The organism is Solibacillus sp. FSL W7-1324, from assembly GCF_038008025.1.
In the GTDB taxonomy this organism is placed as follows: Bacteria; Bacillota; Bacilli; order Bacillales_A; family Planococcaceae; genus Solibacillus.
In genome coordinates this window covers 415001-437579 of record NZ_JBBOYH010000001.1, presented here as the reverse complement: position 1 = coordinate 437579, position 22579 = coordinate 415001, and the positions used below count along the sequence as shown (strand labels likewise).

Annotated in this window: 18 protein-coding genes, 14 tRNA genes and 2 rRNA genes (1 of these 34 only partly in view); 10 read left to right on the top strand and 24 right to left on the bottom strand. The window is 41.3% G+C overall.

Annotated elements, in window-relative coordinates; all coding sequences use genetic code 11:
- Nucleotides 1-32: 32 nt before the first annotated feature.
- The 3 genes from MKY71_RS02185 to MKY71_RS02175 form a co-directional block, all read right to left on the bottom strand.
- Nucleotides 33-578 (bottom strand): RNA polymerase sigma factor, encoded by a 546-nt coding sequence (locus tag MKY71_RS02185; RefSeq protein ID WP_251689971.1) that lies wholly within the window; start codon nt 576-578, stop codon nt 33-35.
- A 210-nt stretch (nt 579-788) separates the two neighbouring features.
- A complete protein-coding gene (locus tag MKY71_RS02180; RefSeq protein WP_340731440.1) occupies nt 789-2306 on the bottom strand; it encodes an aminotransferase class V-fold PLP-dependent enzyme in 1518 nt (505 codons plus the stop codon).
- Nucleotides 2293-2847: a glycerol-3-phosphate acyltransferase gene (locus MKY71_RS02175; protein WP_339175004.1), complete on the bottom strand. Its 555-nt coding sequence runs from the start codon at nt 2845-2847 to the stop codon at nt 2293-2295. Before MKY71_RS02175 ends, MKY71_RS02180 begins: the two co-directional genes overlap by 14 nt.
- A gap of 165 nt (nt 2848-3012) precedes the next feature.
- On the opposite strand from MKY71_RS02175, the gene MKY71_RS02170 reads away from it, so the two are divergent.
- The 5 genes from MKY71_RS02170 to MKY71_RS02150 all read left to right on the top strand — a co-directional run bounded on the left by MKY71_RS02170 (nt 3013) and on the right by MKY71_RS02150 (nt 6957).
- Nucleotides 3013-3378: a GntR family transcriptional regulator gene (locus MKY71_RS02170; protein ID WP_339175003.1), complete on the top strand. Its 366-nt coding sequence runs from the start codon at nt 3013-3015 to the stop codon at nt 3376-3378.
- A 9-nt stretch (nt 3379-3387) separates the two neighbouring features.
- Nucleotides 3388-4251 carry an ABC transporter ATP-binding protein gene (locus tag MKY71_RS02165; protein ID WP_340731439.1) on the top strand — a complete coding sequence of 288 codons (864 nt, stop codon included), beginning with the start codon at nt 3388-3390 and terminating at the stop codon, nt 4249-4251.
- 1 nt (nt 4252) lies between these two features.
- A complete protein-coding gene (locus tag MKY71_RS02160) occupies nt 4253-4969 on the top strand; it encodes a hypothetical protein (protein WP_340731438.1) in 717 nt (238 codons plus the stop codon).
- Between the two features lie 141 nt (nt 4970-5110).
- On the top strand, nt 5111-5512 hold the full coding sequence (locus tag MKY71_RS02155; RefSeq protein ID WP_339175000.1) for a YrvL family regulatory protein: 402 nt from the start codon (nt 5111-5113) through the stop codon (nt 5510-5512).
- Nucleotides 5513-5574: 62 nt separating this feature from the next.
- Nucleotides 5575-6957, top strand: a complete 1383-nt coding sequence (locus MKY71_RS02150) for a dipeptidase (RefSeq protein ID WP_339174999.1) — start codon at nt 5575-5577, stop codon at nt 6955-6957.
- Nucleotides 6958-7495: 538 nt separating this feature from the next.
- Here MKY71_RS02150 and cyoE read toward each other — a convergent pair.
- The gene (cyoE, locus tag MKY71_RS02145) at nt 7496-8392 is read right to left on the bottom strand and encodes a heme o synthase (RefSeq protein WP_339174998.1); all 897 of its coding nucleotides are present in this window, start codon (nt 8390-8392) and stop codon (nt 7496-7498) included.
- A 168-nt stretch (nt 8393-8560) separates the two neighbouring features.
- A complete protein-coding gene (locus tag MKY71_RS02140) occupies nt 8561-9586 on the bottom strand; it encodes an AbrB family transcriptional regulator (RefSeq protein ID WP_340731437.1) in 1026 nt (341 codons plus the stop codon).
- A gap of 480 nt (nt 9587-10066) precedes the next feature.
- Here MKY71_RS02140 and exaC point away from each other — a divergent pair, with 480 nt between their 5' ends.
- Nucleotides 10067-11587, top strand: coding sequence for an acetaldehyde dehydrogenase ExaC (gene exaC / locus MKY71_RS02135; protein WP_339174996.1), 1521 nt, complete (start codon nt 10067-10069; stop codon nt 11585-11587).
- A 302-nt stretch (nt 11588-11889) separates the two neighbouring features.
- Complete coding sequence (locus tag MKY71_RS02130; protein ID WP_340731436.1) at nt 11890-12216, top strand: DUF779 domain-containing protein; 327 nt, start codon at nt 11890-11892, stop codon at nt 12214-12216.
- 161 nt (nt 12217-12377) lie between these two features.
- On the opposite strand, the gene MKY71_RS02125 is transcribed toward MKY71_RS02130, so the two are convergent.
- Nucleotides 12378-13592, bottom strand: coding sequence for a tetratricopeptide repeat protein (locus MKY71_RS02125; RefSeq protein ID WP_339174994.1), 1215 nt, complete (start codon nt 13590-13592; stop codon nt 12378-12380).
- A 132-nt stretch (nt 13593-13724) separates the two neighbouring features.
- On the opposite strand from MKY71_RS02125, the gene MKY71_RS02120 reads away from it, so the two are divergent.
- Nucleotides 13725-15026, top strand: a complete 1302-nt coding sequence (locus MKY71_RS02120; protein WP_339197361.1) for a S8 family peptidase — start codon at nt 13725-13727, stop codon at nt 15024-15026.
- A gap of 51 nt (nt 15027-15077) precedes the next feature.
- Here MKY71_RS02120 and MKY71_RS02115 read toward each other — a convergent pair whose 3' ends face one another.
- Together MKY71_RS02115 and MKY71_RS02110 are read right to left on the bottom strand one after the other, a co-directional pair.
- Nucleotides 15078-15695 (bottom strand): GyrI-like domain-containing protein, encoded by a 618-nt coding sequence (locus tag MKY71_RS02115; protein WP_340731435.1) that lies wholly within the window; start codon nt 15693-15695, stop codon nt 15078-15080.
- Nucleotides 15696-16128: 433 nt separating this feature from the next.
- Nucleotides 16129-17697 (bottom strand): S-layer homology domain-containing protein, encoded by a 1569-nt coding sequence (locus MKY71_RS02110; protein ID WP_340731434.1) that lies wholly within the window; start codon nt 17695-17697, stop codon nt 16129-16131.
- A gap of 196 nt (nt 17698-17893) precedes the next feature.
- Here MKY71_RS02110 and MKY71_RS02105 point away from each other — a divergent pair, with 196 nt between their 5' ends.
- Nucleotides 17894-18694, top strand: coding sequence for a conserved phage C-terminal domain-containing protein (locus MKY71_RS02105; protein ID WP_340731433.1), 801 nt, complete (start codon nt 17894-17896; stop codon nt 18692-18694).
- Between the two features lie 114 nt (nt 18695-18808).
- Complete coding sequence (locus tag MKY71_RS02100; protein WP_340731432.1) at nt 18809-19207, top strand: hypothetical protein; 399 nt, start codon at nt 18809-18811, stop codon at nt 19205-19207.
- 235 nt (nt 19208-19442) lie between these two features.
- Here MKY71_RS02100 and MKY71_RS02095 read toward each other — a convergent pair.
- The 16 genes from MKY71_RS02095 to MKY71_RS02020 all read right to left on the bottom strand — a co-directional run.
- Nucleotides 19443-19514, bottom strand: a tRNA-Glu gene (locus MKY71_RS02095).
- A 1-nt stretch (nt 19515) separates the two neighbouring features.
- Nucleotides 19516-19591, bottom strand: a tRNA-Asn gene (locus MKY71_RS02090).
- A gap of 11 nt (nt 19592-19602) precedes the next feature.
- Nucleotides 19603-19679 (bottom strand) — tRNA-Ile (locus MKY71_RS02085).
- A gap of 11 nt (nt 19680-19690) precedes the next feature.
- Nucleotides 19691-19764 (bottom strand) — tRNA-Gly (locus MKY71_RS02080).
- A gap of 3 nt (nt 19765-19767) precedes the next feature.
- A tRNA-Phe gene (locus MKY71_RS02075) sits at nt 19768-19843 on the bottom strand.
- 5 nt (nt 19844-19848) lie between these two features.
- A tRNA-Asp gene (locus MKY71_RS02070) sits at nt 19849-19924 on the bottom strand.
- A gap of 3 nt (nt 19925-19927) precedes the next feature.
- A tRNA-Met gene (locus MKY71_RS02065) sits at nt 19928-20002 on the bottom strand.
- Nucleotides 20003-20046: 44 nt separating this feature from the next.
- Nucleotides 20047-20139, bottom strand: a tRNA-Ser gene (locus MKY71_RS02060).
- A gap of 12 nt (nt 20140-20151) precedes the next feature.
- Nucleotides 20152-20225, bottom strand: a tRNA-Met gene (locus MKY71_RS02055).
- Nucleotides 20226-20284: 59 nt separating this feature from the next.
- Nucleotides 20285-20361 (bottom strand) — tRNA-Arg (locus tag MKY71_RS02050).
- Between the two features lie 19 nt (nt 20362-20380).
- Nucleotides 20381-20469: transfer RNA gene (locus tag MKY71_RS02045), tRNA-Leu, on the bottom strand.
- Nucleotides 20470-20476: 7 nt separating this feature from the next.
- Nucleotides 20477-20551: transfer RNA gene (locus MKY71_RS02040), tRNA-Gly, on the bottom strand.
- A 52-nt stretch (nt 20552-20603) separates the two neighbouring features.
- Nucleotides 20604-20679 (bottom strand) — tRNA-Lys (locus tag MKY71_RS02035).
- Between the two features lie 10 nt (nt 20680-20689).
- Nucleotides 20690-20765 (bottom strand) — tRNA-Val (locus MKY71_RS02030).
- Between the two features lie 12 nt (nt 20766-20777).
- Nucleotides 20778-20893, bottom strand: a 5S ribosomal RNA gene (gene rrf / locus MKY71_RS02025).
- A 74-nt stretch (nt 20894-20967) separates the two neighbouring features.
- Nucleotides 20968-22579, bottom strand: a 23S ribosomal RNA gene (locus tag MKY71_RS02020); it runs 1317 nt beyond the window's last position.

The following is a 22579-nucleotide window of genomic DNA, read 5'->3' as shown; positions in this document are numbered from 1 at the left end:
ACTTTCTGCCATAGCTTTCGTCCTAACTATTACTAAGCCAATACTGCTTCTGCGACACCATTGTCGGATAATAAAATTTCTTTTAAGCGTGCTTTTGCGCGGAACAGACGAGATTTCACTGTACCGATTGATACTTTCATCAACTCGGAAATTTCGGCTAATGAGAATTGGTCCACATAGAAATACCATAATGTTTTTTGATAAATGCTATCAAGCTGACCCATTTTCTCTTGCACGATTTTTGTGATTTCTGTTTTTTCCACAAGTTCTTCCGTCGTAAAATCATTGTTGGGAACCAAATCTAAAATCGGTACGTCTAATTGTTCAGGTTGATTCATCATGTATTTACTGCGACGAACATTTTTGCGATAGCGGTCGCGGAATGTATTCATCGTAATTGTTGTAAGCCATGCTTTTACATGGTCTACTTTTGATACTGATTCTTCATAGCGTACAACCTTTACCCAAACTTCCTGCATTAAATCTTCTGCTTCGTTTTGATTGCGTGTAAGCTTTAAGCAAAGGTGGTAAATGTAGCGGTTGTATTCATCATAAATAGTCGTTAATAATTCATTCATTTGAAAGTCCTCCGATAGATTTTATATGAAGTGCGCCGTGGCATAATGACATCGTATGTGTATGTTAAATTTCCTTATGACCTTATTGTGCCAAATTAAACTATTACACTCTATCGGATTGGCTTTCAATTACCTTACAATGCTGTAAGATTGATTGTAATCATTTGAACGAAATAAATGTTTCTGCATTCCCCGCTTCCCCTTAATCCCCTACAACGTTTCCATTACATAAGTAAGCAATTCTTGTAATCTTTTAAAATCCTTATCGAAAGTTGGCTGGATTGTGCTGATTTGAGCGATGTTGCGTTCCTTTAAATACGCGCTGTCACCATGCAGTAAAAAGCCGTTTAATGCACAGATTGTTAGAATTTCAGCCATTTTCGGGTGTTCCCATGTTGCAATCATCGGGTAGGTTGCTGTTACATCAAGCCTTGAATTCTTAATTGCCTCCATCCGGTTTTCCAACACGGCAAAACGCTCGGGATACAACTTGAGTGCATCGCTGACAGCTTCCACAAAATAATGCTGCAATGTGAACGGAATTTCCTTCTCCATATAATACGGCAAATTCAAATATAACGGCGCATCACTTGAAACCGGCTGATCCTTACAAAAGATGAAAGCAAGTCCCGCTATCGTACCGAGCGATTTCCCGCTAACTGCTGTTGCATAATGTAGCGCCTGCATCGAAAACGGCATGGAACCAAACGAGCTAATACAGTCCGCACATAGCTTTACATCAAATTTTTCCGCCAGCTCCCCTAATTCATTGAGCGGATTCAATGTACTGTTCGACGTTTCGCCATGAACAAATACAATATAACGATAGCTGCCCTTTTTTAAATACGCTTCAATTTGCGCAATATCAATTGGTTTTCCCCAACCAACATCAATCTTTTCAATATGTAGTCCCCACTGTTTCGCCTGGTTATAAAGACGATCGCCGAATTCTCCGTTCACTAATACTAGTCCGGCTTCATCGGGAAATTCACTTTTCAGCTGGCCGAGCATCGCATCATTGGCAAGTGTCCCTGTGCCAACAAGCGGGATGACGTAATTTGCCTTTGCCAGCTTACATAACTCACCTTTCATCTGTTCAAGCTCTTGCTGAAACTTTACAGAACGGTGGGAAATCGTTGAAGGGGTGAGCGGCTTTTCCAATGCAGCCGGTCCCGGGAAAAATACCATATTCTGTTCTCGTAGACGCTCCCGGAAAACCGCACTGTCCTGCCGTGTTAAAACCATCGGCAAATAACGTGCTTCCTCTGTCCCGACAGCTGAGGCGAATTGCCTGAACCCCATTTGTGTATACATTTTCTCTTCACGTACCGTACCGGAAATGACACATGCCGTATATCCCGCATCATAAAAATAGCGGTAGATCGCTGTTGCAAGCTTCGTAAAAACACGTCCGTTCCGGTGATTCTTTTTTACCGCGAGCAGCCGGATTTCACATAAATATTCACAAACTTCAGCATCCAAATAGTTTTCCACATTCCCGATTTTACGGTCGATTGAAAACGGCCGTGTATCGCGAAATGCAACCATACCGACCATTTCCGTATTTTTATAAACAACTACATATACATTTTCATCATGAAATTTATCGATAAGTCGACGCGACGGATTAGGCTCATGCTGGGGGATTTCCTCCACAAATGTTTCATAGTTTAATGCTGCGATGGCATCGAATTCTTCATCTGTTGCTGCAATTTTACTCCAGTACATTTGGTTTCACCCTTTCTACAATGCTAAGACGCTGTTTCCAAATCACGAGAACAAGTGCAATCGTTACGATCAGCCCTGCATCCGTATATATACTCGCGAATAGGCCATAAACGATGAATCCGCCTGTCATACTAAGTGTGGCACTTTTTGTGATGAGCAGACTCAATAAAAAGCCGGCTAAAAATACTAGCAGAAGCAGCGGAGAAAAAGCGACCATTGCTCCGATTACCGTTGCGACGCCTTTTCCGCCTTTTCCGCGATTCCAAAACGGGTACAGATGGCCAAGCACTACAGCGATGATCGCAAGTGCAATCGTCAGTTCAGGAAGCTCAAGCATACGCCCTGCTATTACTACAATTAGCCCTTTCAAGCCGTCCCCCACCGCCACGAGGATAAAAGCCCACTTTCCCAATGTACGTCCGGCATTGCGCGCCCCAAGATTGCCGCTATTCGCCTGTTGCAGGTCAATCCCTTTTATTTTTCCGATAACGACCGCAAAAAGGATCGTACCGAATAAATAACTTAGCAATAGATAGAACATCCTGATCACCCTTTTGGATTTATTATTTTTATCGTAGCGTATTTGAGCAGAAGTTGCACCGATTGCTTTCCATATTTATGTAAAAACACATTACATCTTTGCTTGACTTTAAGGTTAGTTACTCATATAGTTAACCATATAACCAAATGTGAGAGGAGGAAAATAATGCGATTAACATTCGATGATACAAAACCCATTTTCCAACAGATTGCAGAAATGATTGAGGATGATATTGTAAATGGCGTTTTAAAAGATGGTGATCAAATTCCTTCAACAAACCAGCTCGTTGCACACTATAAAATAAATCCCGCCACTATTCTAAAAGGGTTTAATCAGCTGGTGGATTCAGGGATTGTCTATAAAAAACGTGGCGTTGGAATGTTTGTCGCGGATGGCGCATTTGAAATGCTGCGAAACCGACGCATTTCTCAATTTCAACAGCAATATATTGAACCGCTAATCGCCGAGGCAAAAAAACTCGGTATGACAAAGGAAGAAATTCAAAAAATGTTCGATTCATACGAAAGGTAGGGTTCAACTATGTATAATGTCATTCAATTTGAAGATGTTTCTCTTCAGTTAAAAAATAAACAAATACTAAAAAATATTACCCTTTCATTGGAAACAAATAAAATATACGGGTTGCTCGGTCGTAATGGAGCCGGAAAAACTTCTTTACTCTCACTGCTCGCAAGCTTTGCGCAGGCAACTTCAGGGCGTGTAGCAATTGACGGTGTTTCTGTTTTTGAAAATGAAAATCTTATGGAAAACATTATATTTATCCGCGATATAAAGCTCGATGAGTCGGAAAAGGTATGGAAATACATTAAGCAAACAGCCGCATTTCGTCCGAATTTTGATGAAGACTATGCAAAAGCGCTGATGCAACGTTTTCGCCTTCCTGAAGATGTAGCGGTCTCTTCCCTATCGCGCGGAATGATGTCTGCAATGCATGTCGTCATCGGTTTGGCAAGCCGCTGTGCGATTACGATTTTTGATGAAGCCTATTTAGGAATGGACGCACCTGCACGCGTAAAATTTTATGAAGAAGTATTAAATGATTATATGGAACACCCGAGAACAATCATTTTATCGACGCATTTAATTTCGGAAATGGAGTCGATGTTTGAGGGCATTATTATTATCGATCAAGGTGAAATTGTCATTAACGAAGATCTGGATACATTCACATCACGTGGGGTAACGGTAACGGGTCCTATTGAAGAAGTTGATGCATTTACAATCGGGAAAACCGTTTTAAAAGAACAAGTTCTTGGGAATACGAAGCAGGCGGTGGTTTATGGGCAGCTTTCGAGAGAAGAAAAACAGCGTGCAAATGGATTGCAACTTGCACAGATCACCTTACAAGAGCTATTCATCCATTTGACGAAGGAGGAATCGTAAGATGAAAACGAAAAAATCATATGTCGTCGGCACTTCGATGTTTCAAGTAATCGGCGGCTGGACAATTTGGTTTATGGCGATTGTTTTAGCCATCTATATTGGGAGTGTTGTTTTTTCGAATTTTACTGGAAATAGTTTTGAAATGAGTGTCCCCTCTTTTATGGAAGAAGGTTCTGAAACTTCGATTGCCGCGCTGCTCGGTAATTCGGGGCGCATCTTTTTCCTAGTATGCGGGATATTATCGATGGGACCGTTTCTCCAATATTTCGTCTCGATGGGTGTTACTCGAAAAGCTTATTTTAAAGGGAATGTCATGGGCGTTTTCCTGCTGGCTGTCTCGTTTACATTGTTAACGGCCATTTTGTACGGGGCTGAATACTTCATCTTTGGTAACTTCTCTAATAGCTTTGAACAAATGTCATTATACTTTGTGAAATTGGCTTTGGATATTGTCATATTTTATTTAGTCGGCTGGTTTATCGCTGCAGGTTTTTATCGAATGAATCTTATTATGGGCGTGAGTTTTATTTTAATTTCGCTTGTTGTGATTTTCATTCACTCAGGGTTATGGGGGGAAGATCTGCCATTAGCGATTTTTAGCATAATCAGCGTCGAAAACTACTCCGCTGTTATTATAGTGTTGTTAAATGCCCTATTGATCGGCGCATTAGTTTATACGATTCGTCAGTTAACGAAAAACATGACAGTAAAAGCATAAAATTATACCTGTAGTGAGGCATTTGATAAAGTGCACTTACTACAGGTGTTTTTTATATTCTTTGACGAGAGCGCGTTTCCCTCTTTTTTCCGGAAATCATTTATACTAACTATGATCTATTTAAAATTGTTAGGAGTCTATATGAAAAATTTCGTAGCTTTTATCGGCTTTATTTTTATCGGTTTATTATTTTTAGCAATTATCGGAGTCGCAATTTCCGTAGAGGTAGGCATTTTACTGCTTGTCGGAATTGAATTTGAAGGTTGGGGCAACTTAATTTGGTTCATCCTAATCTATGGGATCATTGAGTTTGCGTTTGTCATGTTTTTCGATGTCCTGATTGAATTAAAAACAACGCAGCATCACCGGTTCCATAAATACTTTGTGCACTTACTCATCTCCTTCACGCTATTAATGACAATTTCCCTCATGATGGAAACCATCTACTTGCCTTTATATGGCGGAATTGTCTTTGCGATTGCAACGGCGACAATGTATGGGGTGTTTGATACAGGCTCAAAAAAAGGAAAGATGGGACGCTGATTACCATTCGTTCTATGCTATAATTATTTCCATAACCGAAATAAAGGGAGGCACTCAACCATATGAGTCATTTAGAAAAATTAGATGCTTACTTCACAGAAAACCGTGAACGTCATTTAGCGGAGTTAAACGAATTTTTACGCATTCCTAGTATTTCCGCTTTATCTGAGCATAAGGCAGATATGCTGTCAGCGGCAAACTGGCTGGCAGACCACTTAAAATCATTAAACATCGAAAACGTATCAGTAGATGAAACAGCCGGTCATCCGGTCGTTTACGGAGAATGGCTTCATGCTGAAGGCAAACCGACAATCCTGTTCTACGGTCATTATGATGTACAACCAGTGGATCCTCTAAACTTATGGGAAACACCTCCTTTCGAACCGGCCATCCGTGACAATAAACTGTTTGCACGTGGTTCTTCGGATGATAAAGGACAAGTGTTCATGCATTTAAAAATGATCGAAGCGTTATTTGCAACAGAAGGTACATTACCGGTTAACGTGAAGTTCATTTATGAAGGTGAAGAGGAAATCGGCAGTCCGTCTCTTCCAAAATATACAGAAGACAATAAAGAAAAATTAGCGGCAGACTTGATCGTCATTTCCGATACAGGCCTTTATGCAAAAGGAAAACCGGCAGTATGCTACGGCTTACGCGGATTAACAGGTGTGCAGATTGATGTGCGCGGTGCAAAAGGTGACCTGCACTCTGGCCTTTATGGCGGCGGTGTTCAAAACGCGATCCATGCACTTGCAGAAATTTTAGCATCTTTCCGTGACGAGCACGGGACAATTCAAGTGGAAGGCTTCTATGATTCAGTGCGTCCCCTATCTGAAGAAGAGCGCCAAGCTTACCGTGATTTAAACTTTGATGAAGAAGCATTAAAAGAAGAAGTCGGTGTAAAAGAATTATTCGGTGAAGCTGGCTATTCTTATTTGGAACAAACATGGGCACGTCCAACATTGGAAGTGAACGGCGTATTCGGCGGCTTCTCTGGTGAAGGCATTAAAACAGTATTACCTGCTGAAGCGGGTGCAAAAATAACATGCCGCTTAGTACCGGACCAAGACCCTGAGGAAATTGTCGCTTTACTGAAAGCACACATTGAAAAGCATAAACCAACAGGTGTCGAAGTAACGATTTCTGAATTCGATAAAGGAAAACCTTATTTAACACCGTTTGACCACCCGGCAATTCAGGCGGCAGGTCGTTCATACGAAAAAGTGTATGAAGTACCGACAGCTTATACACGCGGTGGCGGGTCAATCCCGATTGTGGCAGCATTCGATGAAATTTTAGGCTTGCCTGTTGTGCTAATGGGCTTCGGTCTTTCAAGCGAAAACTTCCATGCGCCGAACGAACATTTCCATCTGGAAAACTTCGACCAAGGCCTTCGCGTGCTTGGCGATTACATGCATGAAGTAGCATCAATTAAATTTTAAGAACAAAAGTGCTGAAGCGCCCGTCCAGCTCCGAGGAACCTAATTGCGAGGAGTTGGCGCTTTAGCCTAGCCTTAAACAAAAAAAGACTCCAATGCCCACTACAGCATTGGAGTCTTTTGTAATCCGTACGTGACCATATAAAAAACAGGGGGGATTTATATGTTGTCGAAGTCCTGTACGAGATTTATGAGTAACATAGCATATCAATGAGTGAGCAAGTCTGCCTACCATGCAGCCCGCTCCACTTGATAAATCAATGATAGCATGTCTCCTTGCTTCAAAAAATACGAGGGATTCCATTGTCATATTATGCTCACATTTTATGTTCACAATTTCTCAACAAGCAGACATATAATGATATTTTTTTGATATAAATTAGTTGATTTTTGATGAAATTTTTTGTTTTATAAGAGAAAAATATTTTATATATGCATTTTTTACTAAGTAAAGCGAGCAACCAATGCATGTATAAACTCTACATAAAAAAACTCATCCATTTCCTTTATAGAAAATGAATGAGTTTTAGTTGATACAGCCTTAAAGCACATTTAAAATCATGCCAACTGTTGCATAAATGAAGACTGTCCCAAATACAGCCATCATATGGAAAAGCGAGTAGCCGAACATAATATTCGCCCATTTCTTCTCTCCCTGTTTTTTGGATGCTGCAATACTCATGGAGAGCCAAATGACACCAAGGACAAGAGAAACAATTGTTAACCCTAAGCTAAGCGGTAAAAATAAAAAGCTCGATAAAATTAGCAGCACGAGATAAATATTCGACTGAATATATGTGCGCTGCTCCCCTTTTGCTACTGGTAGCATCGGGATATTAGCCGCGGCGTAATCTTCTTTTTTACGGATGGCAATGGCATAAAAATGCGGCATTTGCCAAATAACCATAATTAGAAACAGTGCCCACGCGGCCGGATGCCAAAGATCCGGAGCGACGGCTGCCCACCCAATAAGTGGTGGCATAGCACCTGAAATACTGCCAACTTCTGTATTCCAGATCGTACGGCGTTTTGTCCACATTGTGTAAGGGACAACATAGAAAAATACACCTAAAAACCCTAACAAAGCAGCTAACGGTGATGCTAAATAAAGCGCCGTACATCCTAGTATTAATAAAATCGTCGCAACAATTAGCACTAACTTTGCAGATAGTTCTCCAGTAACGGTTGGACGTGATTTAGTACGGGGCATAATTTGATCGATATCCCGGTCATATACGTTGTTATATGCACCTGCAGCAGCGATGACGGCCGCAGAACCAATAATTGCAAAAATAATAGCGGGAATATGTTCAACAAAATTTAATTCATACGTATACAGGGCGAGCATTAATGCCGCGATCATCGGAATTAAGTTTGATTTAATAATGCCGGTCTTCACAGCTTGCGCCCACAACTGACGATTCGATTGCGTTTGCATGTTCTTAATCCTACTTCCTCAATTAATCACTTTCTCTAGTATACCCTATTAGGGACACAAAGGGTTAGCATCCAGGCTTTTTTTCTCATCTTTCCACTTAAAATGTCGTGATAATGCTGTCACAATTAATCGATTGAATACACGGCATATAATTAATGAGGCTGCATATTAATTTTGTTGAACAGTCTCTCCCCGATCCCGGTAAACCCATTTAATAATAGGCAGTATGCATAGGAAAATAAATAACAGACGAAACAGCTGGAATACTGTCACAACGGAAATATCTGCTTTTACCGCAGCAGCCAACAGACCCATTTGATCAAGCCCACCTGGTGCTGTACTTAAAAAGCTTGTCGCAAAACTTAAATCTAAAAACTTGGCGATAAGCAAGCTTGTGCCGTATGTGAGAATAATCATCGCAACAGTACTGGTCACTCCGCCGATTAAAACTTTCAATGGCAAACGCAATGTTTCCGGTTTTAATAATAGCCCGATATAGGCACCGATTAGTATTTGCGCAATATGAAGCACATCACTCGGCATTGTCGGCGCTTCAATTCCAAAGAATTTTAAACCGATGACAATGATGATTGGCGTTAAAAAGTGTGCAACAGGCAGCTTTAATTTTCTGCCAAGTGGCACGGCAATAGCGGCAAGCAAAATGACCAGAACGACTTGCCAAACATCCCATGTCAACGGAATACTCGCTCCCCCAACAACATGACCGGAAACTAAAAACGGAATAAGCAGTACGACCCCCAACACACGGACGATATGAAAATACGTGACCGCTGTTAAATGCACATCCCCTTCTTCTTCTGCAAACAATACAAGCTGTGACAATCCGCCCGGTACATTGGCAGCAACGGCCGTTTTAAATGTAAGTCCCGTTGACTTGGCAATGATCCATGCAATCCCTAAACAAAACGCAAATAATAGAATATTGACGATGACCATAAAGAACAGCAGTGATTTGAAATCGGAAAATAGTGCGAAATCAAATTGTTGACCAATCGCGACACCGACGATGACAAGCCCGGTATTTCGCAAAACTGCTGGCCATCTGAGCCGGTCTTTGATGAAAAATTGTGCGATTAATACCGAAAAGATAGGACCGATCAGCCATGGAATCGGCAATGAAAGTGCGGAGAATAGAAGTGCTCCAATAAGTGCAATTACGAATACAAGAAGCATAACTCCTCCCCTTTTCTTTTGATGAATATGTCCATTTTAACTTAAATTATTTCGTAATGCGAATAACTAAAAATACCTTTAAGTTAACAATAAACAGTAAAAACTAGAAAATATGAGGCAGTTAATTCATTTAAAACACTAAAATGACTCCAGATTTGCTAGATTTCATAAAAAATATTTATTAATTTTTATGTATTTTTATTCACATATTTTCATTAGTTACTTTTGTTATATAATAACCACTTACTATAATAATATAAGGATTAACCCACTACTTTTTCCATCCCTTCATACTCCAATCATTTCTGTATCAGTACATAAATATCACACTCAAAATGTTATTTACATGCAATTTCCTTTCACAAAAATAGCAACACAAGTAAGTATGAAAGCATTTTCATTTGCGATTTTTCATACATGAGTGCATAATAGGTTCATAAAGTTGTCACAACTTTAATAACATAATAGAGGTGTTAATAGATGATCTATGCAAACCCTAATACTGCTGGTGCAGTAATCAACTTTAAAGAAAAATATGATAACTTTATCGGTGGCGAATGGGTTGCTCCTGTTAAAGGGCAATACCTGGATGTAAAATCACCTGTAACTGGTAAAGTATTTACTACAGTTGCTCGCTCAACTGAAGAAGATATTGAATTAGCATTAGACGCAGCACATGCAGCTAAAGGTGCCTGGGCACAAACTTCTGTTGCATACCGCGCGAATATTTTAAATAAAATTGCAGACCGCATTGAAGAAAACTTAGAAAAAATCGCTGTTGCTGAAACTTGGGACAACGGTAAAGCAGTACGTGAAACATTAAACGCTGATATTCCATTAGCTATCGACCACTTCCGTTACTTCGCTGGAGCAATCCGTGCACAAGAAGGCGGTATTTCTCAAATCGATAACGATACAGTAGCATACCACTTCCATGAGCCAATCGGTGTTGTAGGTCAAATTATTCCTTGGAACTTCCCATTACTTATGGCTACTTGGAAAATCGCACCTGCTTTAGCAGCTGGTAACGTAATCGTAATGAAGCCTGCTGAACAAACACCAGCTTCAATCATGGTATTAATTGAATTAATCCAAGATTTACTGCCAAAAGGTGTATTCAATGTTGTGAACGGTTTAGGTGTTGAAGTAGGTAAACCACTTGCTACAAACCCACGTATCCAAAAAGTAGCATTCACTGGCTCTACTGGTGTTGGCCGTTTAATTATGCAATATGCGACAGAAAACATTATCCCTGTAACATTAGAGCTTGGTGGTAAATCACCGAACATCTTCTTCCCAGACGTAATGGATCAAGACGATGAGTATTTAGATAAAGCAATCGAAGGTTTAGTAATGTTCGCATTAAACTCAGGCGAAATTTGTACTTGTCCTTCACGTGCATTAATTCACGAATCTATTTACGACAAATTCATGGAACGTGTATTAGAGCGCGTTAAAGCAATCAAAATCGGTAACCCATTAGATACAGAAGTAATGATGGGTGCTCAAGCTTCAAATGAGCAATTACAAAAAATCTTATCTTACATCGAAATCGGTAAAGAAGAAGGCGCTGAGCTACTTATCGGCGGCTACCAAAACCAATTAGATGCTGATCAAGAAGGCGGCTACTATGTAGCACCAACAGTATTCAAAGGTAACAACAAAATGCGTATCTTCCAAGAAGAGATCTTTGGTCCAGTTCTTTCTGTAACAACATTCTCTACTTTTGAAGAAGCAATGGAAATCGCAAACGATACAGAATTCGGTCTAGGTGCTGGTGTATGGTCTCGTAACATGGATACAGCTTACCGCGCTGTTCGTGGTATCCAAGCTGGTCGTGTTTGGACAAACACTTACCACCAATACCCTGCACACGCAGCATTTGGCGGATTCAAAAAATCAGGTATCGGCCGTGAAAACCACTTAATGATGTTAGAACACTACCAACAAACAAAATGTATGTTAGTAAGCTACAACAAAAACGCTCAAGGTTTCTTCTAAGCCGAAGCAATATGAGGGATGTGCTAATGTAGCACATCCCTTTTCAATATTTCAGGTGAAGTTGCTGTGGACTTTATGGGAAGAAAACAGAGTATAGGGGCTGACTTTTAGGGGATCAGCGTGCGCGGAAAATCCACTAAATGCTTGCCGACGTATTGGCAAGCATTTAGTTAGTTGAAGCCACGCCCCCTAAAAAAGCATGCCCCGTAACGCAGCAGAACGGACCAGCTCCAACAAGCTACCTGAAGTGAATGGATATCTCAAATTTCCAAAGTATTATCCACAAAAGGAGGTCATTTTATATGGAAAAACTAATCGCTACTGAAAAAGCGGTTGAGGTAATTGAGCTATTGAAGGCAAAGCATGGGAACTTAGTTTTTGAACAATCCTCGGGATGCTGTGATGGTACGGTGCCGATGTGTTTTCAGGCGGACGGCCACTATATTAGCAGCCAGCTTGTTCTTATCGGAGAAATTGCGGGAGTTCCGTATTATATTGATAAGCATCAGGCAGAGTATTTAAAGCATATGCAAGTTGTAGTGGATGTGATGGAAGGTCGCGGTGCTTCGTTTTCATTGGAAAGTGCTGAAGGCTTTGCTTTTTTAATGACGTCAAAGGTAATGAAATAATTGCAAAACGCCATCCAGCAGCTGTTTAAGCTTTTGGATGGCGCTTTTATATTATGATAAAACTGGGGGATAAATTGGGATAGACAATGTCACCAATGCCACACTTAATAATAATAGTGATAATTTAACGTTTTTCTTCATATTCTTCGTCTCCTTTATAATTAAATAAATTGGATTGCTTTTTCAAATTTCTTTTCTTGACGGTAGTACTCACCCAACAAATAAGAAAACTGCTGGTGCATTTCTTTAAATTCTTCGCTGTTTGCCGTGAACGGAATTAACCTCCCCTCTAAAAATTCCATCGCTTTCTTTTCTTGTCCACCTAGCAAATATAAATAAAAAGAAGCAAATAAATTGAAACTTACTTTTTTCTTACTTTTTGCTTCTTCCTTTAAAATAATAAAGGTTTTCATACTTTCTTCCTTTTGGTCAAGACGGAATTGCGTCATGCCCAAATTATATAAACAAAATAGATAGTTATCGCTGTTATTTTCCATTAACGCCGCACTTTTCTCAAAGTAAACGAGGGCATTTTCATATTCGCCTCTCATTTGATATAAATCCCCAAGATTATGGTAGATAGCAGGCAGTAACTGCTGCTGTTGCATCAACTCAACATTTCTCAGAAGATGATCATAAATTTCGATTGCCTCATGAAACACTTTCCCCTGCGCGTAATAAAGAGCGAGTGACATCGACGTATAAATAATGCGCTTAAAATTAAACTGATCTTTATAAAAATGCAGTGCTTTTCTCCCATAAATAATTGCCTGGCTTGGTTCATCAAGCCGTCCTTTTATTAATGAAAAGTGATAGTAAAACTCCCCTTCCAGTGACCCCAGTTCCGGATTTGTCTGAAGTATAGTAGTGAGTTGTACAGCGGCTTCCGCATATTTTCCTCTTGTTAATAAAACTAACGCATAACAGTAGGAATGTAAATATCTCTCATGTTGGGAAAAATTTTGACGATGGGCACTTAGCCATTTCAACTGTTGTTCCGCCAATTTATATTCGTTAATAAAAACATAGTAACGTAATTTATAAAGTTCATATAAATAGACCGATTCCGTAAAGCCAATAATTTCTTCATACTCTTTTAATCGGTCCATTGTCTCATTAGCTTTTTCATTTTCTAGATAATTGATCTGTTTTTGTAAGTCTTTCAATAACTTTGTGATATGCTGTTCGCTATTTTCGACGTCTTGGCTATTAATATTCAAGCGTTCCAAGATCAGGCGAATTGTCTCACAGTTTGCCTCTTTATTGTTGTTTTCTATTTTACTTAAATGTGGAATTGAGCAAATCCCCGCTGCTACCTCATTTTGAGTCATTCCCAGCTTCGTACGATAGTACTTTATTAAAGAACCTATTTTCATTCAAATACCACACCCCTTCAAAAGTTAGATAGTTTATCTAGTATACTCAATATTTTCCCAATAATCAAAAAACTAGTAATGTGATAAATTCAATATGTAATCCAAATACATTTTGAAAAGGGGTCAGGAAAAATGAAAAAGGTAAAGAGTACATTATTTAGTCTTTTAATTGCAGGATCATTAATGAGTCCGGCACAAGCGGCTACTTTAGGTAGTGAAGACAATTCGGCAAACAATGTCGGACAGGAAAAGTTCCGTGTGTACGTTGAAGCAAACAATCAGTCTGCTAAACAATCAGCAAAAGCACAATATTCAGCTCGTTGGGAATTAACAGAGAACGGATTTTCAACGGAAATGAATGAAAAGCAATTCCAAGCACTACAAAAGAATAAAAATTTCACTGTGACAAAAGTTCCTGTCGTTTCATTAGATCCGACCAATTTTGAATTGGGACAGGATTATACAGTGGAAGAAAGAACACCGGATGCATCAGCTTTCGCAAGAGCTTCCCAGCAAGTACCATGGGGAATTAAAGCGATTTATAACAATAGTTCATTAACATCTACATCTGGAGGAAGCGGCGTAAATATCGCTGTACTTGATACAGGAGTAAACACTTCCCACCCTGACCTAGCCAATAATGTGGAACAATGTAAAGACTTCACAACAGCGACAACTGTCGTAAACAATAGCTGTACTGACAGAAACGGCCACGGTACGCATGTTGCCGGTTCAGCATTGGCTGATGGCGGTAGCGACCGAGGCGGCGTTTACGGTGTTGCTCCAGATGCAGATCTTTGGGCATACAAAGTGTTAACAGACAGCGGTTCTGGTTACTCAGATGACATTGCTGCTGCAATCCGTCATGCGGCTGACCAAGCAACATCGACTAGAACGAAAACAGTCATCAACATGTCATTAGGTTCTTCAGCGAACAACAGCCTAATTTCAAGTGCTGTTAACTATGCATACAGCAAAGGCGTACTTGTTGTTGCGGCTGCTGGTAACTCAGGTTATTCTCAAGGATCAATCGGTTATCCAGGTGCATTACCGAATGCCATTGCGGTTGCTGCACTGGAAAATGTACAGCAAAACGGAACTTACCGTGTAGCTGACTACTCTTCACGCGGATACGCTTCTACTGCTGGCGACTATGTCATCCAGCAAGGTGATATCGAAATTTCAGCCCCTGGTTCAGCTATTTACTCTACATGGTATAACGGTGGCTATAACACAATTAGCGGTACATCGATGGCTACACCTCACGTATCAGGTTTAGCTGCAAAAATTTGGGCTCAAAACCCGTCTTGGTCTCACACGCAACTGCGCTCGAACTTACAAACACGTGCAAAAGCTGTTGACATTAAAGGCGGTTACGGTGCAGGTACAGGCGATGACTACGCTTCTGGATTCGGGTTTGCCCGCGTTCAGTAATAGTTAATCTAAAAAACGAAACACCGGACATGCTGCTGGTGTTTCGCTTTTTCATTTATTTTTTTCTACACGGTAGCGCAGCAATGTTTTCAATCGATCACCGGTTACTTTACGCGGATCCGATAAATAAATCTCCCGGTGCACCAATGTTTTTATACGTAAGTCATTATTTTCAATAAACTTTTGCATAACCGCGAACGTCTCCCCCTCTGTAGCAAATGGACCGATATGCAACATTTGAACCGATAAACCATCCGTCATCACGTCAAAGTAAACTTCGGACAACAGCTCAATACGCTTCTTGTTCCGCGCCACTTCCATCGCTTTATTGAACATTGCTTCATCCACAAATTCCGGCTGGCGGATCATAATCGTATAGACAAGATCATCCAGGTGAAGCTCATCGGAATCATAGTTCTTCTTATCCCACAGCCCTTCAAGCGGGTAGACCGTATACTCAAAATAATCATCCGGCGCAAATCCATTTTTATGACTCATACGAATCGTATACGCCAAACTGTATAAAGCCTCTACGCGTTTTTTAAAGTCTTCTCCATTCGGATTCCCCTCACCTTTGATGCAAATATATTTTTGTTGCGGGACGTCCAGTAGTGCCGGTTTGATTTTTGTGCCATACAGTTCTTTTTCATGCTTTTTATATTCATGCATGCTTCATTTCATCCACCTCTTTACTTTAAAGATACACGCTTTGTAAGGTTGGCCGCAATGTTCTAATATGTTGGGAAAAGTTCTAATATATTTTTATTTGTTCTAATAAAGTTGCGATTTTCTAATATAATGGGGAGTTGTTCTAATAAGTCGTCGCTTTGTTCGAATATCCGCTTTCGATTAGCTAATATCTCACGTACTTCTTCTAATATCCGGTCCAATTGTTCTAATAAATTTTGATCGCAATTCAAGTTCAGCGTATTCAGGCGTAAACGAGCCTTCAATACAGCTGAAACCGGCGGAACTTCTAATATCACCCAAGTTTCTTCTAATATCCCCTCCAACTTTTCTAATATCCTACACCATTGTTCTAATAAAACCGCCCAACAAAAAAACAGCTTAAGCAAAAATCACTTAAGCTGCTTCACGTATATTATAATTCACAAGCCCAGCCATCTTTATCGCCGTCTCTTGCTGTTGCATAAGCGGGATGCGATGAGCTGACCCCTTTCGGATAATAAACTCGCATTTCTGTACAGTTTTTAAAGGCAGTCGGTGCGCCAGGAATAACATACGTTCCCGAATTCACATCACCTTTTGGTTGTTCAGGTGTCGTATTCGGTACGATGAACTCTTTTGCACTAATTGAATAAGATTGACCGTTCGTTGTCACAGCAATTGTGCCATCCTGTGCAGTTGAGTATGCTTTTGTACCAACAGTTTTAATGTTTGTAAGCACTTCTTTATGCGGATGGCCATAGCTGTTGCCCTCTTCATAACTTAAAACAACCGCTTTCGGATTTACCTTTTGTAAAAATCCAAGCGAACTACTTGAACTTGAACCGTGATGACCCGCTTTTAAAATCGTTGCGGAAACATCATATTTCTTCGCAATTTGATCCTCGATTGCTGCATCCGCATCGCCCATCAATAAGAAGGATATGTTTTGATACGTCAGTTTTAATACGATGGAAGCATCATTCATATCACTTGCCTGCGCATTGACAGCTAAAACTTGAGTTTTCACATTTGAATCCAATGAAATCAAGTCGCCTACTTTCGGCTCTGTATACGGAATTCTTTTCTCGACTACCATCTTCAGTAAGTTTTCATACGTTGCTGTTGTATGGACTTTTCCGCTGTTAATAAATTCTCCAACCGTAAAGTTTTCCATTACTGCTGCTAATCCACCGATATGATCGGCATCCGGATGAGTTGCTACTACATAATCAAGCTTCTTCACATTTTTAGATTTCAAATAAGCAACAACCGTGCTGCCGTATTCTTTCGTTCCTGCATCAATAAGCATTGTTTTGCCATTTGGTGCTTGAACAAAAATCGAGTCACCTTGTCCAACATATAAAAAGTGGACGTTCAATTTAGAAGTTGTTGACCCTAAGCTTTCCTGATACTTCACCGCACGTGCTAAAAACGCAGAAATATGAGCACGTGTTAAATTATTCGCAGGCTTGAATGTACCGTCTTCATAACCGGTAGTAATTTTTGCGGCAGCTAGTTGACTCACTGCTTCATATGCCGTATGCCCTTTTTTTACATCTTTAAATGTTTTCGTGCCAGTTGGTAAATCAAATGCACGTGCAATAAATGCCGCCATATGACCACGTGTCACTTTTGTCATCGGCTTGAATGTGCCGTCCGTATAGCCGTTAATAATCCCGGCTTCTACAGCTGATTGAATATACCCGCTGTTTTTATGTGACTTTGGAACATCTTTAAATTTTGTTGCTCGCTGTGTCCCATCAAGACCGACAGCTTTTGCCACCATGACCGCTACTTCTTCACGCGTCACAATATCTTTCACACCGTACGTTTTTTTGTCGGCACTAATAATCCCTTTATTCAATAAATAAGCTATATCCTGATAGTTACTATGCTTTGGCGGTACATCGGTAAATACTTGTTCCGCACTTGTTGGTGAAGCATATAACATCGTGGATACAGCTAGAAGAAACACTAATAATAGATTAAATACTTTTTTCATTTTCTAACCTCCCTTATTTATTATAGATTTTTTAATAAAGAAAGGAAGTTATTTTCGAATAACATCCAATAAATCTTTTTGGTAGTAATGGATTGCTCATCCTTTTCACGACCACTCAAAATTATCGGATGGGATTTGTCCCTTTTTCGTTTTTTGAATGACATATAGTTTGTAAAAGATGAAAGGAGTTTTTTAGATGAAACCACTTGTAAACGATGCCCCGCTATTAATATATCCGCAGTTAGCCATGGCAATCGGTCTTGAGGAAGCCGTACTGTTACAGCAACTGCATTTCAGGTTACATTACCAAGGTGTGACACGGGACGGTGAAGTCTGGTATTGCCAGTCATATGAACGCTGGCAGAAACAATTTCCTTTTTGGGGTATTCAAAAGATTAAAAAGAAATTTTTGCGCTTAGAGAAATTAGGTTTGACCATTTCCAATAGTCGTTTTAATCATTATTTAGGAGACCGGACTAAATGGTATCGCATCGATTACAAAATGGTAGATACTTATTTTTTTGCTCACAGCGGTCAAAACCATCCATCCATTGGTATGGCTGAAACAATGCCAGTGTTACAGGAGGAACCATCGCAACAGGTTCGAACGGAACGCTCTTATTTAAGAGAAGTTAAAGACATTGAAAAAAACATTACAAATAAAACAGATGCCACTTATATGGTCATTGATTACTTAAATGAAAAAGCATCAACAAACTTCAATAAAAAATTAAAAGCAAACCAGCGACATATCGCTTCACGCTTAAATGATGGCTTTACGATCGAAGACTGCTTTATGGTCATCGATGAGCAAGTCAGAAGCTGGATGGGTGATTTACTTATGCAAAAATATTTACGGCCATCTACATTGTTTAAAGAAGAAAACTTTGAATCCTACTATAACAATGCCATTGCACGTAAACGTTATGATATGCCACCTCCCCCATTTGAACTTGATTTTTCAGAAGGTGAAACCGGATCTAGCGAATGGGATTAAATGATATATTTTAAAAACTTTTAACTGAATGTCCCCTTTTTATGTATCAATCAGTTATATAAAATGTGAAATCAATTATATAAAATGTGAAATCAATTATTAGGAGGATGGAAAATGAGTATATTCTTAGTAGATGGAGAACAAATGAGTTTATCACAAGATTTAGCAACAGTAGTTGGTATAAACGGTGCATTATTACTTCAACAGCTTCATGAAAAACTTGAAGAGCAAGGGATTTTAAGGAACGGAGATATCTGGTATTGCCAGTCATATGAGGAGTGGTCAAAGCGATTGCTTTTCTGGAATGTCCCTAAAATTATGCGAATCATTCAAAAGCTGGAAAAGTTAGGTGTTATCATTTCAACAAATACACTTAATAAGTTTTGCACAGATCGAACGAAGTGGTATCGAATTGATTATGAACGGGTGAAGCAATTGTTAGAGGAACAGTTTGAAGCAGTAGATATGAAACAGATATTTATACCCCCTAATACTCCAAGTATGTTAACGTAAGGCAAAGCGTTGGCCTCCTAGAAATTTAACAATCTATGGAGGTCTTTTTTTAAGAAGTTTTCTATTATCTACTGTACTTACTTATTTAGTGAAACTATGAAATAGACATACCATAGTCTTTATTTTTCTAAACAACCTACATATCAATAAACGATAACTCCTTTTTGGTGGAGGAATTTAATAAACATTTAACTTCAACAAAAAAAGCATGTAGCCTCTGCTACATGCTTATAAATGACCCGTACGGGATTCGAACCCGTGTTACCGCCGTGAAAGGGCGGTGTCTTAACCACTTGACCAACGGGCCATGGCTCCGAAGGCAGGACTCGAACCTGCGACCTGCCGGTTAACAGCCGGATGCTCTACCAACTGAGCTACTTCGGAATAGTTGTATATGGTGGGCCTAAATGGACTCGAACCATCGACCTCACGCTTATCAGGCGTGCGCTCTAACCAGCTGAGCTATAGGCCCTATTTAAAAACTGGAGCGGGTGATCGGAATCGAACCGACAACATCAGCTTGGAAGGCTGAGGTTTTACCACTAAACTACACCCGCATATGGTGGGTTTGGACGGAATCGAACCGCCGACACTTAGAGCTTCAATCTAATGCTCTACCAACTGAGCTACAAACCCATAAATGGCGGTCCCGACCGGGATCGAACCGGCGATCTCCTGCGTGACAGGCAGGCATGTTAACCGCTACACCACGGGACCATTTGGTTGCGGGGGCAGGACTTGAACCTGCGACCTTCGGGTTATGAGCCCGACGAGCTACCACTGCTCCACCCCGCGATAATATGATGTTTATACTTATTTCATTACTCAGTTTGTAAAAATGGAGGAGGTAGAGGGATTCGAACCCCCGCGCGGTGTTACCCGCCTGTCGGTTTTCAAGACCGATCCCTTCAGCCAGACTTGGGTATACCTCCAAAAGTATAAAATGGCTACCGAGGGAGTCGAACCCACGACCTTTCGGGTATGAACCGAATGCTCTAGCCAGCTGAGCTAGGTAGCCATGATAATAAGTTTATCTCTACTTTGATAAGCGTTTAAGCTTTATCCAGTTGAGTTATATGGCGCGCCCGGCAGGAGTCGAACCCACAACCTTCTGATCCGTAGTCAGACGCTCTATCCAATTGAGCTACGGGCGCATATTGTTTATTTAAAAGATGGTGCCGAGGGCCGGAATCGAACCGGCACGGTAATCACTCACCGCAGGATTTTAAGTCCTGTGCGTCTGCCAGTTCCGCCACCCCGGCATTTTTTTGGAGCGGAAGACGAGGTTCGAACTCGCGACCCCCACCTTGGCAAGGTGGTGTTCTACCACTGAACTACTTCCGCAAAATGCATTAGAGAATTTTTATTCTGACAGTATATATAATGATTATAAAACTGGTGAGCCATGAAGGACTCGAACCTTCGACCCTCTGATTAAAAGTCAGATGCTCTACCAACTGAGCTAATGGCTCTTGATTAAAATGGTGGAGGATGACGGGCTCGAACCGCCGACCCCCTGCTTGTAAGGCAGGTGCTCTCCCAGCTGAGCTAATCCTCCCAAAAAAAATAAGCGAAGCGACGTCCTACTCTCGCAGGGGGAAGCCCCCAACTACCATCGGCGCTAAAGAGCTTAACTTCCGTGTTCGGTATGGGAACGGGTGTGACCTCTTTGCCATCATCACTTCACTTAATTATTTAGTTAAAAGAAAATTCATTCTTTCAAAACTGGATAAACGTTTCATTGAATTGAGCAATAAAATGTGGTTAAGTCCTCGACCGATTAGTATTCGTCAGCTGCATGCGTCACCGCACTTCCACCTCGAACCTATCTACCTGATCGTCTTTCAGGGGTCTTACTTACTTGCGTAATGGGAAATCTCATCTTGAGGGGGGCTTCATGCTTAGATGCTTTCAGCACTTATCCCGTCCATACATAGCTACCCAGCGATGCCTTTGGCAAGACAACTGGTACACCAGCGGTATGTCCATCCCGGTCCTCTCGTACTAAGGACAGCTCCTCTCAAATTTCCTACGCCCACGACGGATAGGGACCGAACTGTCTCACGACGTTCTGAACCCAGCTCGCGTACCGCTTTAATGGGCGAACAGCCCAACCCTTGGGACCGACTACAGCCCCAGGATGCGATGAGCCGACATCGAGGTGCCAAACCTCCCCGTCGATGTGGACTCTTGGGGGAGATAAGCCTGTTATCCCCGGGGTAGCTTTTATCCGTTGAGCGATGGCCCTTCCATGCGGAACCACCGGATCACTAAGCCCGTCTTTCGACCCTGCTCGACTTGTAGGTCTCGCAGTCAAGCTCCCTTATGCCTTTACACTCTACGAATGATTTCCAACCATTCTGAGGGAACCTTTGGGCGCCTCCGTTACTCTTTAGGAGGCGACCGCCCCAGTCAAACTGTCCGCCTGACACTGTCTCCTACCCCGCTAAGGGGCATGGGTTAGAAGTTCAATACAACCAGGGTAGTATCCCACCGACGCCTCCTTCGAAGCTGGCGCTCCGAGATCTCTGGCTCCTACCTATCCTGTACAAGTTGTACCAAAATTCAATATCAGGCTACAGTAAAGCTCCACGGGGTCTTTCCGTCCTGTCGCGGGTAACCTGCATCTTCACAGGTACTATAATTTCACCGAGTCTCTCGTTGAGACAGTGCCCAGATCGTTACGCCTTTCGTGCGGGTCGGAACTTACCCGACAAGGAATTTCGCTACCTTAGGACCGTTATAGTTACGGCCGCCGTTTACTGGGGCTTCAATTCACAGCTTCGCTTGCGCTAACCGCTCCTCTTAACCTTCCAGCACCGGGCAGGCGTCAGCCCCTATACGTCACCTTACGGTTTTGCAGAGACCTGTGTTTTTGCTAAACAGTCGCCTGGGCCTATTCACTGCGGCTTCTCTAGGCTATGCACCCAAAGAAGCACCCCTTCTCCCGAAGTTACGGGGTCATTTTGCCGAGTTCCTTAACGAGAGTTCTCTCGCACACCTTAGGATTCTCTCCTCGACTACCTGTGTCGGTTTGCGGTACGGGCACCTCTCACCTCGATAGAGGCTTTTCTTGGCAGTGTGAAATCAGGAACTTCGCTCATACGAGCTCGTCATCACAGCTCAACGTTAAAGTATGCGGATTTGCCTACATACACGCCTTACTGCTTGAACACGCGCAACCAACGGCGTGCTTACCCTATCCTACTGCGTCCCCCCATTTCTCAAACGGTGAGGAGGTGGTACAGGAATATCAACCTGTTGTCCATCGCCTACGCCTATCGGCCTCGGCTTAGGTCCCGACTAACCCTGAGCGGACGAGCCTTCCTCAGGAAACCTTAGTCATACGGTGCATGGGATTCTCACCCATGT

Coding starts and splice junctions, on each gene's coding strand:
- MKY71_RS02180 (WP_340731440.1), bottom strand. CDS start 2,306: ATGTACTGGAGTAAAATTGCAGCAACAGATGAAGAATTCGATGCCATC.
- MKY71_RS02160 (WP_340731438.1), top strand. CDS start 4,253: ATGAAAACGAAAAAATCATATGTCGTCGGCACTTCGATGTTTCAAGTA.
- MKY71_RS02125 (WP_339174994.1), bottom strand. CDS start 13,592: ATGAAAATAGGTTCTTTAATAAAGTACTATCGTACGAAGCTGGGAATG.
- MKY71_RS02110 (WP_340731434.1), bottom strand. CDS start 17,697: ATGAAAAAAGTATTTAATCTATTATTAGTGTTTCTTCTAGCTGTATCC.
- MKY71_RS02175 (WP_339175004.1), bottom strand. CDS start 2,847: ATGTTCTATCTATTGCTAAGTTATTTATTCGGTACGATCCTTTTTGCG.
- cyoE (WP_339174998.1), bottom strand. CDS start 8,392: ATGCAAACGCAATCGAATCGTCAGTTGTGGGCGCAAGCTGTGAAGACC.
- MKY71_RS02155 (WP_339175000.1), top strand. CDS start 5,111: ATGAAAAATTTCGTAGCTTTTATCGGCTTTATTTTTATCGGTTTATTA.
- MKY71_RS02165 (WP_340731439.1), top strand. CDS start 3,388: ATGTATAATGTCATTCAATTTGAAGATGTTTCTCTTCAGTTAAAAAAT.
- MKY71_RS02105 (WP_340731433.1), top strand. CDS start 17,894: ATGAAACCACTTGTAAACGATGCCCCGCTATTAATATATCCGCAGTTA.
- MKY71_RS02100 (WP_340731432.1), top strand. CDS start 18,809: ATGAGTATATTCTTAGTAGATGGAGAACAAATGAGTTTATCACAAGAT.
- MKY71_RS02130 (WP_340731436.1), top strand. CDS start 11,890: ATGGAAAAACTAATCGCTACTGAAAAAGCGGTTGAGGTAATTGAGCTA.
- MKY71_RS02120 (WP_339197361.1), top strand. CDS start 13,725: ATGAAAAAGGTAAAGAGTACATTATTTAGTCTTTTAATTGCAGGATCA.
- MKY71_RS02140 (WP_340731437.1), bottom strand. CDS start 9,586: ATGCTTCTTGTATTCGTAATTGCACTTATTGGAGCACTTCTATTCTCC.
- MKY71_RS02115 (WP_340731435.1), bottom strand. CDS start 15,695: ATGCATGAATATAAAAAGCATGAAAAAGAACTGTATGGCACAAAAATC.
- MKY71_RS02150 (WP_339174999.1), top strand. CDS start 5,575: ATGAGTCATTTAGAAAAATTAGATGCTTACTTCACAGAAAACCGTGAA.
- MKY71_RS02185 (WP_251689971.1), bottom strand. CDS start 578: ATGAATGAATTATTAACGACTATTTATGATGAATACAACCGCTACATT.
- MKY71_RS02170 (WP_339175003.1), top strand. CDS start 3,013: ATGCGATTAACATTCGATGATACAAAACCCATTTTCCAACAGATTGCA.
- exaC (WP_339174996.1), top strand. CDS start 10,067: ATGATCTATGCAAACCCTAATACTGCTGGTGCAGTAATCAACTTTAAA.